The sequence below is a fragment of the Streptomyces sp. A18 genome (assembly GCF_059026065.1).
The window spans coordinates 1-16,328 of sequence record NZ_JBWLKL010000030.1 but is presented as its reverse complement, the minus strand read 5'-3'; the positions used below and the strand labels follow the sequence as shown (position 1 = coordinate 16,328).

Here is a 16,328-nt window from a genome sequence, read left to right as displayed (position 1 = left end):
GTAGAGGAGGTCGGCTCAGCGGAGCTCGACCAGCAGCACCTTCCGGCGCCGGCGCCGGATCCCGGTCCACGGTTCAGTCCCGCAGCCGGTGACAGGCCGTGACGCCGGAGCAGTCCCCATCTGACGTGGCACGTCACCCGATTGTGTCACCGAGCAACGCGATGCGCTCTGGCTCGACGTCGAGCCAGAGCGCATGCAGTGGAATGGGCCCAGGGGAGAGGCGCCATGACTCTTATGATGGGCAGGCGAGTGGATATCGGAGCGGGGTCAGCGCGGCCGGAACCGAGCGCAGAGCGGAGTACCAGACGGCGGCCATTTTCTCGTGCCCGGCCCGGTTTGGGTGGACGGCATCGGCGAGGTCGTTCGTTGTCATCGCGTTGTACATGTTCACCACGTGGACGTGCTGCCCCTTCTGGGCCACGATCTGAGGAATCGCAGCGTTGAAGGTCCGGATCCTGCGCTCGCGTCCTGGATCAGGCTGGGGCGGGATGGTGGAAACGAAGATCTCGCAGTGCGGCTTGGTAGTGCGGATGCGTTCGACCAGGGTGGAAAGTCGTGCCGGCGCGTTGTCGACGTCGTAATTCTGATTTATGTCGTTCGTGCCGATGAGCAGCGTAACGGTGCGTGGATCGCTCTGCTGCAGCCACGAGCTGATGTGGGCGTCCAACTGGTCGATGCGCCAGCCGGAGTGGCCTTCATGGTGCCGGGAGCCGAGCTCGGCGGGGCCGTTGGTCATGGATCCGACGAAGTCGATGTCATGCTCGTCGGCGGTCAATCGATGCCAGAGAGCGACTCGGTAGCCGCCGGGATAAGCGTTGTGCCCGTCGGTGATGGAATCGCCAAGAGGCATGATGCGTACGCTGCGTTCGGTGGGCAGGGCGCTGGACGTGGCTGTCCCGTCAGGGGCCGGGAATATGTGCATGGGGCTTCTCAATGTGAGTTGAGGACGATGTCGTGCCTTGCGGTGCGTCGGACCGAGCTGGACCTTGACTGTAGGACGCCGCGCAGGCACGTCGTGGAGTGTTGCTTCGCAACCGGGCTTTGCGGATTCGGAACGGCAGGTGCCTACGGGATTCACGACCTTGCGTGGAGGTGTCCCCTCACCCTCACGCAAGTTGCCTTCCGCCCGCAGCTGCTCGCGAGTCAGCCGACGGGCGGGATCGGGACGGTCGGAGTGATACCGGTCGAACCATTGATCATCTTGGTTGCCGCGCCCGCCAGGCGGAGGTAGAAGTCGGACGAGAGGTGCGTGCCGTCGGCGTCGAGAGTGAGGAAGTACTGGTTGGTGGGGATCATGGACTGGTCGGTCGCGGCGGGACCGATGGCCGTCGCCTCGTCGTACTCGTCGAACATCGCGATGAATGCGGAGCGAGTGCCGCATCGAGCGACCGCCACGGCCTGCTGCCACATGAAGTCCCCCGACTTGCGCGGGATCTCATTGCGTGGTGCGCCGCCGTCCTTCCAGTTCGACCACGCAAAGCCCGGGTAGATGACGGGCTGGTAGTCCTGGCCGTTCTCCTTGAGCTGGGCCATGTCGTCGTTGAACTGCTGCTGACTGACGGTGGGGTTGCCGACGTTCCACGGGGACACCATGTCGAGGGCGGCGTAGACGGGGCCGAAGCCCGGTTTGGCATTGGAGTCGGTGCGCCAGCCCCTCGGGACGCCGCCTATGACGTAGATGCCCTTGCTCTTGAACCAGTTGATGAGCTCGATGCTGCTGTCCACGGTGCCGGGCCGGTTGGTGAATCCGAGGCCCCACAGGTGGACTACGGGCTTGCCACCCTCACGGGTATAGGACGGGGAGTCCGGAAGGTGCAGTGAGCCGTTGATGGTGTTGGTCCAGTCGTTCTGGACCGTAGAGACCAGGTTTGCATCAGTGAGACCGCTGATGTCGTACTCGATGTAGAAGCCGCGGCCGGACTTCTGCGCTGCGTCACGAGCCTTGCTGTGAATGTCGTTGCGCTGCTTGAGACGGGGCTGGCCGACCGCGCTGATGTCGCTGCCAAAGCGCTGGAGAGCCGCGCCGTCGATGCCGTACTGCTGCATCCAGCGGAAGTGCTGGTCGATCACGGCCGTCGAGTACGAGCTGAACAGCTGCGCGGGCTTGCCGTTTCCCAAGTTGGCGTAGCCGGTCTGAGTCAGTGAGCTGGAGGGGTAGGCCGACGTGTCCGGATAGAGCTCGAACGTCTGGTTGTCGGGAGAAGGCGTGGTGCCCTTGGACCAGTGTGTCCAGGTGTTGATCGGGGAACCGTCCCCGGCACAGACGAACCAGCCCTGGTAGCCCACATAAACCTTGCCCTTGACGGCGGCGGCCGCCGCGATTGTCTTGCGGCGCTTGGGGGCGGGCCGGTCATCGGAGGAGTTGGTTGGCTGAGCGTCGGCAGGAGAGATGGAGTTGACGCCGGTCCACACCGCCGCAGCTCCTACGCCGAGTGCGCCGGCCCCGCGCAGGAAGTTTCGCCGGGCATGCTTTGGTTCGGTCATTTTGACTCCTTGGACGTTGTGAGGGAAGGGGAGGACAACAGGGGGCCCGCAGGGCGGCCGAGGCCGTCTGCGTGGGGAGCGTGGCCGCCGGGATGGCTGAGAGAGGTGAGCTCAGCGGGCGTTGGCTGTTTGCCGGCGAAGCGGGGTCAGGGAGGCCGGAACCGAGCGCAGAGCGGCGTACCAGACGGCGGCCATCTTGTCGTAGCCGGCCTGAGTGGGGTGAATGCCATCCGCCAGGTCGGCAGTGGTCAGCGCGTCGTACATGCGCACCAGATGGACGCGCGATCCCTTCTGCGCGACGACTTGGGGGATCGCGGCGTTGTACGCCCTGACGCGGCTTTCGAGCGTGGCGTTGGACTGGGGTGGGACCGTCGCCACGAAGAGCTCGCACTGCGGCTCGGCTGCGCGGATGTGGTCGATCAGGGTGGAAAGCCGGGCGGGCGCGTTGGCGATGTCGTGATTCTGGTTCAGGTCATTGGTGCCGATGAGCAGCATGACGGTGCGTGGATCGCTCTGACTGAGCCAGGAGTTGATGTTGGTGTCCAACTGGTCGATGCGCCAGCCGGAGTGCCCTTCGTGGTTGTGGTCGCCGAGCTCGGCGGGACCATTGCTGAGGGAGCCGACGAAGTCCACGGTGTAGCCGCCGGCCGCGAGGCGCTGCCAGAGACCGACGCGGTAGGCCCCGGGGTACGAGGTGAAGCCGTCGGTGATGGAGTCACCGAGCGGCATGATGCGGACACCGCCGTTGGACTCCCCGGGGGCGTCGTCGGCAACGGCGCGGACCTGCGGCAGTGCGAGGTCGGCAGCGACTATCGCGCCGCCGAGGACGAACGTGCGTCTGGACAGAGCTGCGTGCATGAGAACTCCTGCCGGGACCAACGAAATCGTGAACGTGGGCGCGCCGCATTCATCAGACGCGGGACAGCGCCTCAAGTACCGAGCGCCTGGGAGCAAGAGAATTCATTGGATTGCTTTACGTCAATACACGCAGCGTCCTCGACCCGCGGAAATATGCGGATGGAAACCTAGTTACCTTCCACGAGGTTGCACGTGCGGTGCTGCGTGAACTGGCACAGGGCGGAGCCTCAGGCTTTGAGGGGCGAACATGCGTGAGCTCCTCGCCTTCCCGGCGCGGGCAGTAACTACTTTTACAAGGAGGGCCGGAGTACCTCGGCCACGAGCTTGTGCCGCCCGGTGAGTGAGGGAGTGTGCGCGGTGAGCACGAGCCGGTGGACGACGGCCCCCCAGACACGAGTGAAGGCGGGATCGGTCAGGGAAATCGTCTCCGCCTCGGCGCCGAACGCCGCAGAGTCCCAACTCAGGGTCAGGCCGCGCCCCGTTGCGGGTGTGACGGTGGCCCGGCCTCCGGGCAGCACCAGCAGGTCTCCGCTGACCAGTAGATGCAGGGCCAGGGAACGGGGCGGGGCCGCGCAATCCCAGGAGTCGTCGATCTCGACGCGCTCGTCAGCGCCCCGCACGAGCCGAACGGTCCGCAGCCATGCCTTGAGCCCGGACTGGGGCGGGTAGGCAGGGGCGAGATCGCAGGTCATTTCATCGGTGTCCTCCGAGTGGTGGGAGGAGACGCCGGTGGCGCTGAAGTCGGGACCAGGTGTCTGGCAGAGCCCATTGACGACGGGCACGTTGTGATATGCGCTGGTCATCGACCAGATTCCGTAGCGCTCGGTGCTGAAGGTCTCCCTGCGATAGGTACCCACTCCGACATCGATGAGCAGCGGGCGGGCGTCCACGGCGACGATGAAGGATCCGACGTCGTTGTGGTTGTGGCTCTCGTCGTTGTGGCCTGCTTTGGCGGCCAGGAGCAGGCCGCTCGTGGTGCCTGGCGCAGTGCGCGCCACCAGGACCTGAGTGTCGGGCAGCCAGGTATGCGAGGGCAGTGGGAATTCGGTGGGCCTGACGGTGTGCCACTCCGTGTCGAGCAGGGCGTCCAATGTACGGCGCAGATCGAACGGCGCATCCTCGGAGGGCAGCGCGGGTTCGGCCTCGTCGCGTAGGGCTCGGGCATGGGCGGCAACCTCTGGCTGGGCAGTGCGCCGACCGTAGCGGAAGAGTATGGCCGGTGCGGTCTCGCGCGGTCGGGCAGGGCCGTCCGCGAAGTTGACGGCCCAGCCGTCCCCGATCCACGTGCTCACGGGATAACGGGCGATGGCGCGGATCAGGGGATGGGAGAACACGCCCGCGTCGGTGCCGAGCAGGGAAGTGAGGGTTTCAAGGCATTCGAAGAGACTGGCACCGGCGCGCCACCAGTAGTGCGGGCCCTCGTCGCAGCCGCCGTCTCGCGGATGGGCCTCGAGATAGTTCTCCAGTCCCTGGAGGATGCGGCCCATCAGGGCCGTACGTCGGTCGGAGGATTCCTCGGTCAGTGCGGTGGCCATGAGCAACTCGGAGTGGATCCAGGGGTTCCAGTTGTTCAGTTTGGCGGTCGTTCCGTCGTACCAACCCCATTCGTCCCGCTCCAGGTAGGGCCGCAGGACACGGGTGGAGACCTCGTGGCGCAGGCGGTGACGGATCACCGGGTCGATCAGATCGAGCTCGTCGCCCGTGACCGCGTCGGTGAGGGCGAGCAGCACGGCTGTACCCGACGCCCCGAGGTCCAGGGTGGGTCGGTGTGGGTCGGGGAGCCGGCCGCGCCGGGAGTCCAGGACCCGGAAGTCGTGGGCGGGCCAGGCCCACGTCGTCTCCTCGCACAATGCCCACACGCCGTCCATCACCTCGTCGAGGAACGCTGCCCGACGGCTGTCGGTGTCGGGGCACAGCGCGACGGCGAGGACTGCCCAGCCGAGCCGGGCCCGCCGGGCGAAGGCTGGAGTCTGGTAGTCCCAGCGGTCGCCGTCGCGAGCGAAGCGGGCGAACAGCGAGGCCGGCAATGCGGGCCAGGGATCGCCGAGCGAGGCGCCTGCCTCTTTCAGGACACGCGGTCGGGCATGGGAAGCGATCGCCTCCCATGCGCGGTGGTCCGTGGAAGCCGGCACGGGCCTCCACCGGCCTATGGGCGGCATTCGTGACGTGATCAAGGAGGGTGGGAACAAGCGCGTGAGGCGCGGAAATCCGTGATCGGATTCGGTATGCGGGCCGGCTTTGACCGGTGGCCCGGACGTGCCGGGCGCGGGGTGCTGTGACGTCATGGTCTCTTCCCTGGGAGGTGCGGGTATCGGGTGGGGGCTTCTCGTGCTTCAGGCACCGGTGCCGCTGTGGGTACGCAGGCGTGGAGCGAACGCCGTATGGAAGACCCCTGCCGCGGCACCGACTGCGGCGGCGGAACCGCTGAGCGTGGAGTAGGTGACCCGGACCGGGCGTACGCGCCGGGCGATCGGAAAGCGGTTGACCGCGGCAGAGATCTCGGTCAGATACAACTCCGCGATGCTGGGTGGGACAGCGGGCCCGCCCACGACCATGAGGTCGGTGTCGTACAGGTCGGTCATCGCGACAGCGCCGCGGGCCACGACGCGCGCGACTTCGCGGATCGCGTCGGTGGCTCGGACATCGCCGTCGGCCGCCGCCGAACACACCGCATCGTAGGTGAGTTCACCGCCCGGGCCGGTCATTCCCGCCGCCGCGGCTCGGGTGACCACGGCGGACATGGGCGCGCACTCGGGCACCATACGAGGCCCGCCGTCGGGCGACACCTGGTTGAGGGCGTAGGCGGTCAACTCGCCGAACTCGCCCGCGTTTCCTGAAGCCCCGCGATACACGTCGCCGTTGAGGAAGGCTCCGCTCCCGGCCCCTGCTCCCAGGTAGAGGTAGACGAAGTCGGCGCTGCTCTCGCCCGCTCCCAGCCACTGTTCGCCGATCGTGGCTGCGGTCGCGTCCTTCTCGAGAATCACCGGCAGGTTCAACATCCGGCTCAACTCGTCGCGTAGTGGCACTTCGTTCCACCCCGACCACAGTGGTAGGTCGAGCAGGACGCCCTTGTTCACGTCCAGCGGGCCGGGCACGGCCACGCCGACTCCGAGCAGATTCTGCCCCAGAGGAGCGACCTCCTCGACGGACTGCATGGTCGTGCGGGCCATCCATTCCAAGCACGGCTGGGGTGCCCTGTCCGGAGTGACGGCCAGACAGTGCTTGGCCCGTACGTTGCCGCACAAGTCGACCAGCACGACCGTGATCATCTCGGGGTCTATGTGGATGCCGATCGCACAGGCCGCGTCCGGCCGCAGCCGGAGCGGAACGCGGGGCTTGCCGGTGCCGCTCGAGCGGCGTGCGTCTGCCACGAGGATGCCGGTGGTGAGCAGGTTCCGGGTGATCCGCGAGACCGCCTGGGGGGTCAGGCCGGTGCGCTCGGCGATCTCGATCCGGCTGAGGGAGCCCGCGACTCTGACGGACTCGATCACCAGCTTTTCGTTGAACGACCCCAACGCCAGTTGGTCGAAGGCCCGGTGGACGGCGCGTCTGCGCACCGTCGTCGTCTCAGGCGTGGGACGTAGCCACCAAAACGGAGAGCCTGGCTCCTTCCTGGCCTGCTCCCGTGCCGCGTCGGTCAGTGAATCCAGTGCCACGCGTGCCGACTGGGGCTGATGCTGCAGCTCGAGTTGGGCCAACAGACAGACAGTTGCTGCCCATCCCATGGACGCGGGAGCCGCGTATCGCGTGGCTCCCGCCGGAAGTCCGGCGGGATCAGCCGGTTCGCCCCAGACGATGACGTGGAGGCGTCGCCCCGTCCAACGTGCGGTGAGCGGCGGCGGGATGACCGGACCCGGGACGCCTTGCACGGCCCGGGGCGTCGCGCGGCCGGTGTGTGTGGGGGCAGGCTGCGAATCTGTGACGGGGAGCTTGACCGTCGTGTCCGTGTCGTCCTCGGGACGCACTCTCCGCATCACGGCGCTGAGCGCCGCATATCGCATCTGCCGTTCCTCGGGAGTCGCGGGCTTGGTCCCCGACGGCGCCGTGCGGACGGCCTCGGAGATGATGACGAAGGATGAGCCGTCCGGCTGCACGCACGCGGCGAGCAGCTCCAACTGGCGGCAGGGCAGCGCCGGTTTCAGTGGCAGCACAGCGGGAGTAACAGCTGCTCTGTGCCGTACCTGCCAACGCTGCCAGACTCGGCCGAGCGCGGTGTGCGAGAGCCCCAGATGGTCGGCGAGCGCTCGGGCGGACCAGGCTTGCTGGGGCTGCGGCGGCCCGGCAAGTGTCGCCGCGACGACATCGGCTTCGTCTATGCGAGCGGGTCGCCCGCTGCGCGGCCGGTGCTCGAGCCCGGACAGGCCGTGGCTTGCGTAGCGCTGGCGCCAGGCGGTAACCGTCGGCCGTGAAACCCCGAGGTTGCGCGCGCTCTCGGAGACGGACAGCCCTTTCGCCGCGTCCCGCAGGATCGCGCTTCGGACGGTCCGGTCCTCTCTGCCGACTGCCCAGGCGCTGATTTCGGCCAGCTCGTGATCCGACAGTGACAGCTCACTCGACTTCGGCATGGTCTCTTTTCCGCCCTCACTTGTAAAAGTACTTAGTGGCCAATTCCAGGGTCTCGACACGTTCGATTGCGGGTACTCTCCGTGCCCTCTCAGGGGGTCAGCCACCTGGCAGAACGCGCTTTCAGCGCTTCTATCAGTACACCTTGCACATACGACCTGCAACGGTCTGTGGTGAACCCGAGCGGTCGCGGGCATTGACGTCACACAATCCACGAGATTTACATAGGTCTCGCCGGTCGAGATGCGAGCGAGATTGCCCATCTTCCGGGGAAGGGGTTCACACGATATGACGATGCTGGATCGGCCGGTCCGTCGACCGGGCGCAGATAACAAGCCACGCCGCCGTGGCACAGCCCGGCCGCGACACCGCCGCGACAGGGCGCTCTTCTGGTTCGCCGTTCCGGGGACTGTTCTTCTGCTGCTTTTCCACTACGTACCACTACTCGGCAACGTCATCGCCTTCCAGGACTACCAGCCCTTCACCGGCATCGCGCACAGCCCATGGAGCGGCTTCGGCAACTTCAAGATCCTCTTCAATGGTGACCCGGCCTTCGTCCACGCGCTGATCAACACACTTGAACTCACCCTGATCCAGGTGGTGTTCGTCTTCCCGCTGCCGATCGTGCTGGCACTCCTGTTGAACAGCATGGTCGGCGAGCGGCTCAAGAGCATCGTGCAGAACGTGCTCTACCTGCCGCACTTTCTGTCCTGGGTGGTCATCGTCGCGATCTTCCAGCAGATGCTTGGCAACGGTGGCCTGTTGAACGTGTTCCTCCAGGCACACGAGATGGGTGCCTGGAGCATCATCGGCAACCCGGATCTGTTCAAGGAACTGTTGACGTCGCAGGTGATCTGGAAGGACACCGGCTGGGCCACCATCCTCTTCCTCGCAGCCCTCTCACGCGTCGACACCGACTTGTACGAGGCAGCCGCGGTGGACGGGGCGAGCCCGCTGCGGCAGACCTGGCACGTGACGCTCCCGGCGCTGCGCGGCCTGGTGATCCTGCTGTTGATCCTCCGGCTCGGCGACGCCCTGAGCGTCGGCTTCGAGCAGATCGTGCTGCAGCAGACGGGTCTGGACAGGAACACCACCGAAGTGCTGGACACCTACGTCTACAACAACGGCCTGATCGCCGGGCAGTGGGGGGTCAGCGCGGCCGTCGGTCTGGTCAAGGGGCTGGTCGGGGTGGCGCTCGTGCTGGGTGCGAACAAAGTCGCCCATCTTTTCGGCGAGGAAGGCATCTACCGCAAATGACCACACTCACCCCGGTGCGCCGCAGGCCGGCACGCACCTACAGCGCCATTCCGGGCCAGGCCCCCGGCACGCCGGTATGGCGTGCCGCCAAGTCCCTGATCCTGCTGGTGTGCGTGGCCTTGGTGGCGATCCCGTTCGTGGCGGTGCTCTCGACCTCGCTCGCCGGCGCCGCGCAGATCAACGAGACCGGCGGGTTCGTGCTGTGGCCCGATCACCCCACACTCGACTCCTACCGGGCCCTGCTGGGCGGCGGCCTGGTCTCCCGCGCCATGCTGGTCAGCGTAGGCATCACCCTGGTCGGGACGCTGATCAGTCTGGCGGCGTCCATCGGTCTCGGTTATGGCCTGAGCCGGCGGGACGGATTCGGGCAGCGGCCCATACTGCTGCTGCTCGTCCTCTCGCTGTTGTTCGTTCCGGGCCTCATCCCCAGCTACCTGCTGGTCAAGCAGCTCGGCCTGATCAATAGCTACTGGGCGCTGATCCTTCCCACCGCGGTGAACGCGTTCAACGTCATCGTCCTGCGTTCCTTCTTCACGAGTCTGCCCACCGAACTGATCGACGCCGCCCGCATCGACGGCGCGGGTGAGTGGCGCATCCTCACCCGGATCGTCCTGCCGCTCTCCAAGGCGGCAGTCGCGGTCATCGGCCTCTTCTACGCGGTGTCGTACTGGAACGCCTTCTTCAATGCGCTCGTGTACATCAACGAGTCCGCGAAGTGGCCCCTCCAGCTCGTGCTGCAGACCTATGTGGTGAACAACGCGGCGCTCGGCCAGGGCCAGACCTCCGATCCCGGTGCCGCGCTGCCGCCCACGGTGGCGCTCCAGGCGGCCATTCTCGTCCTGTCCATCCTGCCGATCACCGTCATCTTTCCCTTCCTGCAACGGCACATGACCAAGGGCGTGATGCTCGGTGCGGTCAAGGGCTGACCTCGCCCGGACCCCGGCCGCTCCCGAGCCATCGATCACCGCACAGAAAAGAGAGGGATCTCCCATGGGTGCGCACCTCACCCGCAGGAACGTTCTCCTGGCAGGGCTCGCCACGGCTGCAGTTCCCGGCCTCGCGGCGTGCGGCGACGGTGTCGCCGCACCACCGCTCGCACAGAACGGCGACGTGACACTGCCGGATTACGTCCCTTTCCGGGGTGTACAGCCGGACTTGAAGGCCACCAAGGCCGGGGTGCTGGGCGGCTACTACCACTACCCCAAGCACCCGGTGGCCGCGGCCCCCGACGGCCCGCCGGCCAAGGGGCCGGCCATCGATGTGATGACGTTGACTTTCACCCCCGTGCCGCCTCCGGCATCAAAGAACCCGATGTGGCGCACGCTCAACGAAAGCATAGGCACGGACCTCAATTTCGAGATCGTGCCGGTGGCGAACTACCCGGTCAAGTTCGCCCTGACCGTGGCGGGTGGCCAGCTGCCCGACGCCATGCTGGTCCTGCCCACGGCGCCCCAGCAGCCGGCCATGCTCAACGCGCTGTTCGAGGACCTGTCTCCGCACCTGTCCGGCGACGCCGTACGCCGTTACCCCTATCTGGCGAACATCCCCAGCAGCTCCTGGCAGCCCATGGTCCTCGCGGGTGGTCTGTACGGCCTGCCGATGCCCCGCGCGAACAGCGGTTCCGCGATGCTGTACCGGGCCGACATCATGAAGCAGAAGGGATTGGACCCGGAGCCGAAGTCGTTCAAGGACTTTCTGCAGCTGTGCAAGGACGTTTCTGACCCCAAGCATGCGAAGTACGCCGTCGGCGACCCGCGCACCACCCTCTTCTTCGTCCTGGAGATGCTGCACGGAGCGAACTACTGGAGGGAGCGCGGGGGACGGTTCACGTGGTTCCTGGAGGAGAGCGACATCCTGCACCAGGCCCTCGACGCGGTGCGTCAACTGGTCAAGGCGCACACGTTCCACCCCGACGGATTCACCAGCATCGGAAAGTTCAAGGACTGGTTCGGCAACGGGCAGATCGCCATCAATTTCGACGGTCTGTCCGCCTGGAACCAGAACCTCATCCAGTACGGCGCCACCGACCCGAAGTTCGACATCGACGCGATGCTCGCGCCGGGATACGACGGAGGCAAGGGATCGCACTGGGCCGGCCAGTCGACCTTCTCGATGCTCTCCCTGAAGAAGGCCCCCAAGGAACGCATCGAGCAACTGCTGCGGGCTTTCAACCTGATGGCCTCACCGTTCGGCACCGACCACTACCTGCTGCGCAAGTACGGAGTGGAGGGACACGACTTCTCCTTCAAGGCGTCCGACCCCGTGCTGAATCCGACCGGCGTGTTGGACACCGGACTGCCCACCCCCTTCACCACGGACGCTCCGCAAGCCATCTACTACCCACCGGATCCCGAACCGGTACGCCGTCAGCACATGTTCCAGCGGCGGGCGGTCGACGTTCTTGTGCCCGACGATTCGTACGGCTTGTACTCGGAGACCAATGTGACGTTCGGGCAGACCGCCCGCGAAGAGATCATCGAGGGCCCCCTGAAGGGCTACATGAGGGGCAACGCCAGCTGGGGCGACGTCACGGACGCCGTGAAGCACTGGCGCGTGACCATTGGCGACAAGATGCGCGGCGAGTTCGAGCGTAACTGGGCGGGCCTGCACGGATAGACGGCTCGCGCCGCCGCTACGCAGACCTACGAAGTTCTGAACCACCTCGGAGAAGGATCCACACTGTGCACGACGACCGCGGGATGACCGAAGCACGAATCCGTAAGCTCCTTGAGCGGGTCCTGCGTCCCGCTCTCTACAGCGCCACCCGCCCCCTGACGCTCGCGGCCTGGCACGTCGACGGCGAACCGGTGCCGTTCACCGAGGCGCTCGGCGCATCGTACGAACCGATGCGGATCGGCGAGACCTGGGGCAGTCCATGGGCGACCACATGGCTCAAGGCCACCGCCGACATTCCCGCCGAGTGGGCGGGCCTGCGCGTGGAGGCCGTCTTCGACCTCGGCTTCGACCTGGACCGCGGGCCCGGCGGGCAGGCCGAGGGATTCGTCTACCGCGACGGCTCTCCCGTTCAGGGCCTGCACCCCTACAACCGGAGTCTGCTGCTCAGCGGGAACGCGACCGCAGGCGAGAGCGTCGACCTGATGGTGGAGCTCGCAGCCAACCCCAATATCTCCGGGAGCCAGGCACGCGGCACCCACCTCGGTTCGCGTGAGACCGCGGGCGACGCACACCTCTATCAGCTCAGGCAGGCCGAGATCGCTGTACGCGACGAGGACGTCTGGCATCTCATTCACGACATCGAGGTGCTCGATGAGCTGATGCGGGAGCTGCCCGAAGGATCCTCGCGGCGCCACGAGATCCTGTACGCGCTGCGACGGGCCGCCGATGCCCTGAACCCCAACGACATCTCCAGCACGGCCGCCGTGGGGCGTCGCCTGCTGTCCGATGTCCTGTCCCGCCCGGCGCACGCCTCTGCCCACACCGTCGCCGCGGTCGGCCACGCGCACATCGACTCGGCCTGGCTGTGGCCGGTGCGCGAGACCATCCGCAAGTGCGCGCGGACCTTCACCAACATGACCACGCTCGCCGCGGAGTACCCGGAACTGGTCTTCGCCTGCTCCTCGGCGCAGCAGTACGCCTGGATCAAGGAGCGTCATCCGGAGATCTTCGAGCGCATCAAGAAGGCCATCGCCGCCGGGAACTGGGCGCCGGTCGGCGGCATGTGGGTGGAGGCGGACGGGAACCTGCCAGGCGGCGAGGCCCTCGCACGCCAACTCGTGTACGGCCGACGCTTCTTCGCCGAGGAGTTCGGAATCGAACAGGAAGGGGTGTGGCTGCCGGACTCCTTCGGGTACAGCGCGGTTTATCCGCAACTCGCCAAACTGGCCGGAGCGAGCTGGTTCCTCACCCAGAAACTGTCCTGGAACGAGACCAACCGCCTGCCGCATCACACGTTTGCCTGGGAAGGCATTGACGGCTCCCGCATCTTCACCCACTTCCCGCCCGTCGACACCTACAACGCGGAGCTGACGGCAGGCGAACTCGCCCACGCCGAAGCCAACTTCGCCGACAAGGGACCGGCAAGCCGCTCGCTCGTCCCGTTCGGGTACGGCGACGGAGGCGGCGGCCCGAGCCGCTCCATGCTGGAGAGGGCGCGCAGGCTGCGTGACCTGGAGGGCTCGCCCCGTGTCGAGGTAGGCCCACCGAACGCCTTCTTCGAGGCGGCCCGTGACGAGTACGAGCAGCTGCCGGTCTGGCGCGGCGAGCTCTACCTGGAGAACCACCGCGGCACCTACACCAGCCAGGCCCGCACCAAGCGCGGCAACCGCCGCTCCGAGGCACTGCTGCGCGAGGCCGAACTGTGGGCCACCACCGCGGCCGTGTACGCCGAAGCCCCGTACCCGTTCGAGCGGCTGGAGTCGATCTGGCGGAATGTGCTGCTCAACCAGTTCCACGACATCCTCCCCGGTACCTCCATCGCCTGGGTGCACCAGCAGGCCGAGCAGGTGTACGGCGCGGTGCGCGAGGAACTCGAGGAGGTCATCGCTCACTCGACGGGCTCGCTGGAACAGGCGCCTTCAGGGACCTTCCTCAACGCCGGACCCTACGACCGCTATGAGGTGGCGGTGCTCCCACCGCACCCCGACGGTGCCGCGCCTGCCGACATTACGGGCGGACAGCGGCTGGCCGACGGACGCCTGGCCGTGCTCGCCGACATCCCCGCGCTGGGCTCCGGCAGCACCCTGACATCGCCCACCACCCCCGTCACCGCACGCGCCGAGGGGGACGGATTCGTGCTGTACAACGGCGCGCTCACGGTGACGATCGACGGCGACGGTCTGGTGGCGTCCGTGTACGACCATGGCGCAGGCCGTGAGGCGATTGCCCCCGGAACCGTGGGCAACCTCCTTCAACTGCACCCCGACGACCCGAACGTGTGGTCCGCCTGGAACATCGACCCCCAGTACCGCGACACCGTGCACGACCTCCGGGAGGCCGAGACGGTGACCCTCGCCGACAGTGGTCCGCTGCTGGCCGCCGTCCGTGTCGAGCGCAGGTTCGGCTCTTCGATGGTGGTCCAGCATCTCGAACTAGCTGCGGAAAGCAGCCAGTTGACAGTGCGGACGGACATCGACTGGCAGGAACGAGACACCGTACTCAAGGCCGCCTGGCCGCTCGACGTCCATGCTGAGGAGGAGAGCGCGGAGATCCAGTTCGGGCACGTACGACGCCCCACACACGAGAACACCAGCTGGGACGCGGCACGTTTCGAACTGTGGGCCCACCGGTGGATCCACGTCGGAGAGCGCCACTGGGGAGCCGCGGTCCTGAACGACTCCACCTACGGCCACGACGTCGGCCGCGACACCCGCGACGACGGCGGAACCACCACGACCCTGCGCCTGTCCCTGCTGCGCGCCCCGCACAGCCCTGATCCGGAGGCCGACCGAGGGCGGCACACCTTCACGTACGCGCTGCTCGTGGGCGCCGGGATCGAAGAGGCGATCGCCGGGGGATACGCACTGAACCTGCCACTCAGGCCTGCGCCCGCCGCGCTGCCCGCGCTGCTCGGCGTGGACAGTACCGATGTAGTGGTTGAAGCGGTGAAGCTGGCTGACGACCGCAGCGGCGACGTGGTGGTGCGCCTCTACGAAGCGTGCGGGGGAGCGGTGACCGCAACCCTCACGGCGAACTTCCCGATCGTCGGCGTCAGCGACTGCGATCTGCTGGAAGTCCCGCGAGAGGAACTGCCCCTGGCCGCCGACGCAGGGTCCACGGCATTTCGCATGCGGCCCTTCCAGATCCGCACCCTGCGGCTGCACCGGACGCGAGAGAGCGTGTAGGCCCCGGCCCCTCGCCCCCGACCGCTGATCAACTCCGCCATCTCGTCGCAACAGGAGACCCTCTTACATGCACGATGACCGCACCCTGGTCGAAGCACGCCTGGAACGCGTCCTCAACGAACGCATCCGGCCGGCGATCCATCCCGTCACCGCCCCACTCGCCGTGGAGATCTGGTCCACCCAGGGCGAACCGGTCCCCGTGGCAGACGGGCTGGCGGCCGCCACACGACGCATTGCCCCCGGCACCCCATGGGGGGCACCTTGGGGGACCAGCTGGTTCGACGTCTCGGGCGCGGTCCCGGCCGCGTGGGCGGGCCGCACCGTCGAGGCCGTCCTCGACCTCGGCTTCACTCCCCGCACCCCGGGGTTCCAGTGCGAGGGTCTTGTGTATCGTCCCGACGGCACTCCGGTGAAGGGCCTGCATCCGCGTAACAACCACATCCGCGTCGGCTCTCCGGCCACCGGGGGAGAGCAAGTCCACTGGCGCATCGAGGCTGCCTCCAATCCCGATTTGGAAGCCGGCGGCGTGCCCTTCCAGCCGACACGGATGGGCGACCGGTCGACCGCGGGCGATGCGCCGCAGTACGTGCTCGGCGAGATGTGCCTGGCCGTCTTCGACGAGACCGTATGGAACCTGGTCATGGATCTGGAGGTGCTCGGCGAACTGATGGCCGAGCTACCCGTGGAGGGGGCCCGCCGCTGGGAGATTCTCCGAGCCGTCGGCCGCGCCCTGGACGCCGTCGATCTCGAGAATGTCAACGGCACCGCTCAGGCCGCGCGCGACGAACTGGCCGTGGTGCTCGCCGCGCCCGCCGTTCCCGCGGCCCACCGCATCAGCGCGGTCGGCCACGCCCACATCGACTCCGCGTGGCTGTGGCCGCTGCGTGAGACGGTCCGCAAGGTGGCCCGCACGGCGTCGAACATGACGCAACTCATCGAGGAACAGCCCGAGTTCGTTTACGCCATGTCCCAGGCCCAGCAGTTCGCCTGGATCAAGGAGCACCGGCCCGAGGTGTACACGCGGGTCAAGAAGGCGGTCGCCGACGGGCGGTTCGTGCCGACGGGCGGGATGTGGGTGGAGTCGGACACCAACATGCCGGGTTCGGAGGCCATGGCCCGTCAGTTCGTCCACGGGAAGCGGTTCTTCCTCGAGGAGTTCGGCATCGAGAGCGACGAGGCCTGGCTCCCCGATACCTTCGGCTTCGCGGCAGGGCTTCCGCAGATCATCAAGGCCGCCGGGGCCACACGCCTGCTCACACAGAAGATCTCCTGGAGCAAGACCAACAACTTCCCGCACCACACCTTCAACTGGGAAGGCATCGACGGCACCCGCATCTTCACGCACTTCCCGCCCGTCGACACCTA

At 67.0% G+C, this 16,328-nt stretch carries 10 protein-coding genes; 5 read left to right on the top strand and 5 right to left on the bottom strand.

Translation table 11 applies throughout. The features are described from left to right. Positions 1-232: 232 nt before the first annotated feature. From AC5P1C_RS32490 to AC5P1C_RS32470, 5 genes are all read right to left on the bottom strand, one after another. Entirely contained in the window at positions 233-850 is a 618-nt protein-coding gene (locus AC5P1C_RS32490; protein ID WP_493869537.1) for an SGNH/GDSL hydrolase family protein, read from the bottom strand. 293 nt (positions 851-1,143) lie between these two features. Beyond that, complete coding sequence (locus AC5P1C_RS32485; RefSeq protein ID WP_493869536.1) at positions 1,144-2,484, bottom strand: glycoside hydrolase family 99 protein; 1,341 nt, start codon at positions 2,482-2,484, stop codon at positions 1,144-1,146. Between the two features lie 111 nt (positions 2,485-2,595). After that, positions 2,596-3,342, bottom strand: coding sequence for an SGNH/GDSL hydrolase family protein (locus AC5P1C_RS32480; RefSeq protein WP_493869535.1), 747 nt, complete (start codon positions 3,340-3,342; stop codon positions 2,596-2,598). Between the two features lie 290 nt (positions 3,343-3,632). Beyond that, on the bottom strand, positions 3,633-5,474 hold the full coding sequence (locus tag AC5P1C_RS32475) for a heparinase II/III domain-containing protein (RefSeq protein ID WP_493869534.1): 1,842 nt from the start codon (positions 5,472-5,474) through the stop codon (positions 3,633-3,635). 201 nt (positions 5,475-5,675) lie between these two features. Then, entirely contained in the window at positions 5,676-7,907 is a 2,232-nt protein-coding gene (locus AC5P1C_RS32470; protein WP_493869533.1) for an ROK family transcriptional regulator, read from the bottom strand. A 286-nt stretch (positions 7,908-8,193) separates the two neighbouring features. Between AC5P1C_RS32470 and AC5P1C_RS32465 the strand changes: the two genes are divergently transcribed. The 5 genes from AC5P1C_RS32465 to AC5P1C_RS32445 all read left to right on the top strand — a co-directional run. Continuing rightward, positions 8,194-9,162, top strand: coding sequence for an ABC transporter permease (locus AC5P1C_RS32465; protein ID WP_493869532.1), 969 nt, complete (start codon positions 8,194-8,196; stop codon positions 9,160-9,162). Continuing rightward, positions 9,159-10,088 (top strand): carbohydrate ABC transporter permease, encoded by a 930-nt coding sequence (locus AC5P1C_RS32460; RefSeq protein ID WP_493869531.1) that lies wholly within the window; start codon positions 9,159-9,161, stop codon positions 10,086-10,088. The genes AC5P1C_RS32465 and AC5P1C_RS32460 overlap by 4 nt, the downstream gene beginning before the upstream one ends. A gap of 64 nt (positions 10,089-10,152) precedes the next feature. After that, positions 10,153-11,778 (top strand): ABC transporter substrate-binding protein, encoded by a 1,626-nt coding sequence (locus tag AC5P1C_RS32455; protein ID WP_493869530.1) that lies wholly within the window; start codon positions 10,153-10,155, stop codon positions 11,776-11,778. A gap of 65 nt (positions 11,779-11,843) precedes the next feature. Then, entirely contained in the window at positions 11,844-14,963 is a 3,120-nt protein-coding gene (locus tag AC5P1C_RS32450) for an alpha-mannosidase (RefSeq protein WP_493869529.1), read from the top strand. A gap of 67 nt (positions 14,964-15,030) precedes the next feature. Further along, positions 15,031-16,328: glycoside hydrolase family 38 N-terminal domain-containing protein (locus AC5P1C_RS32445; RefSeq protein WP_493869528.1), on the top strand; the 1,298-nt coding region annotated here is incomplete at its 3' end.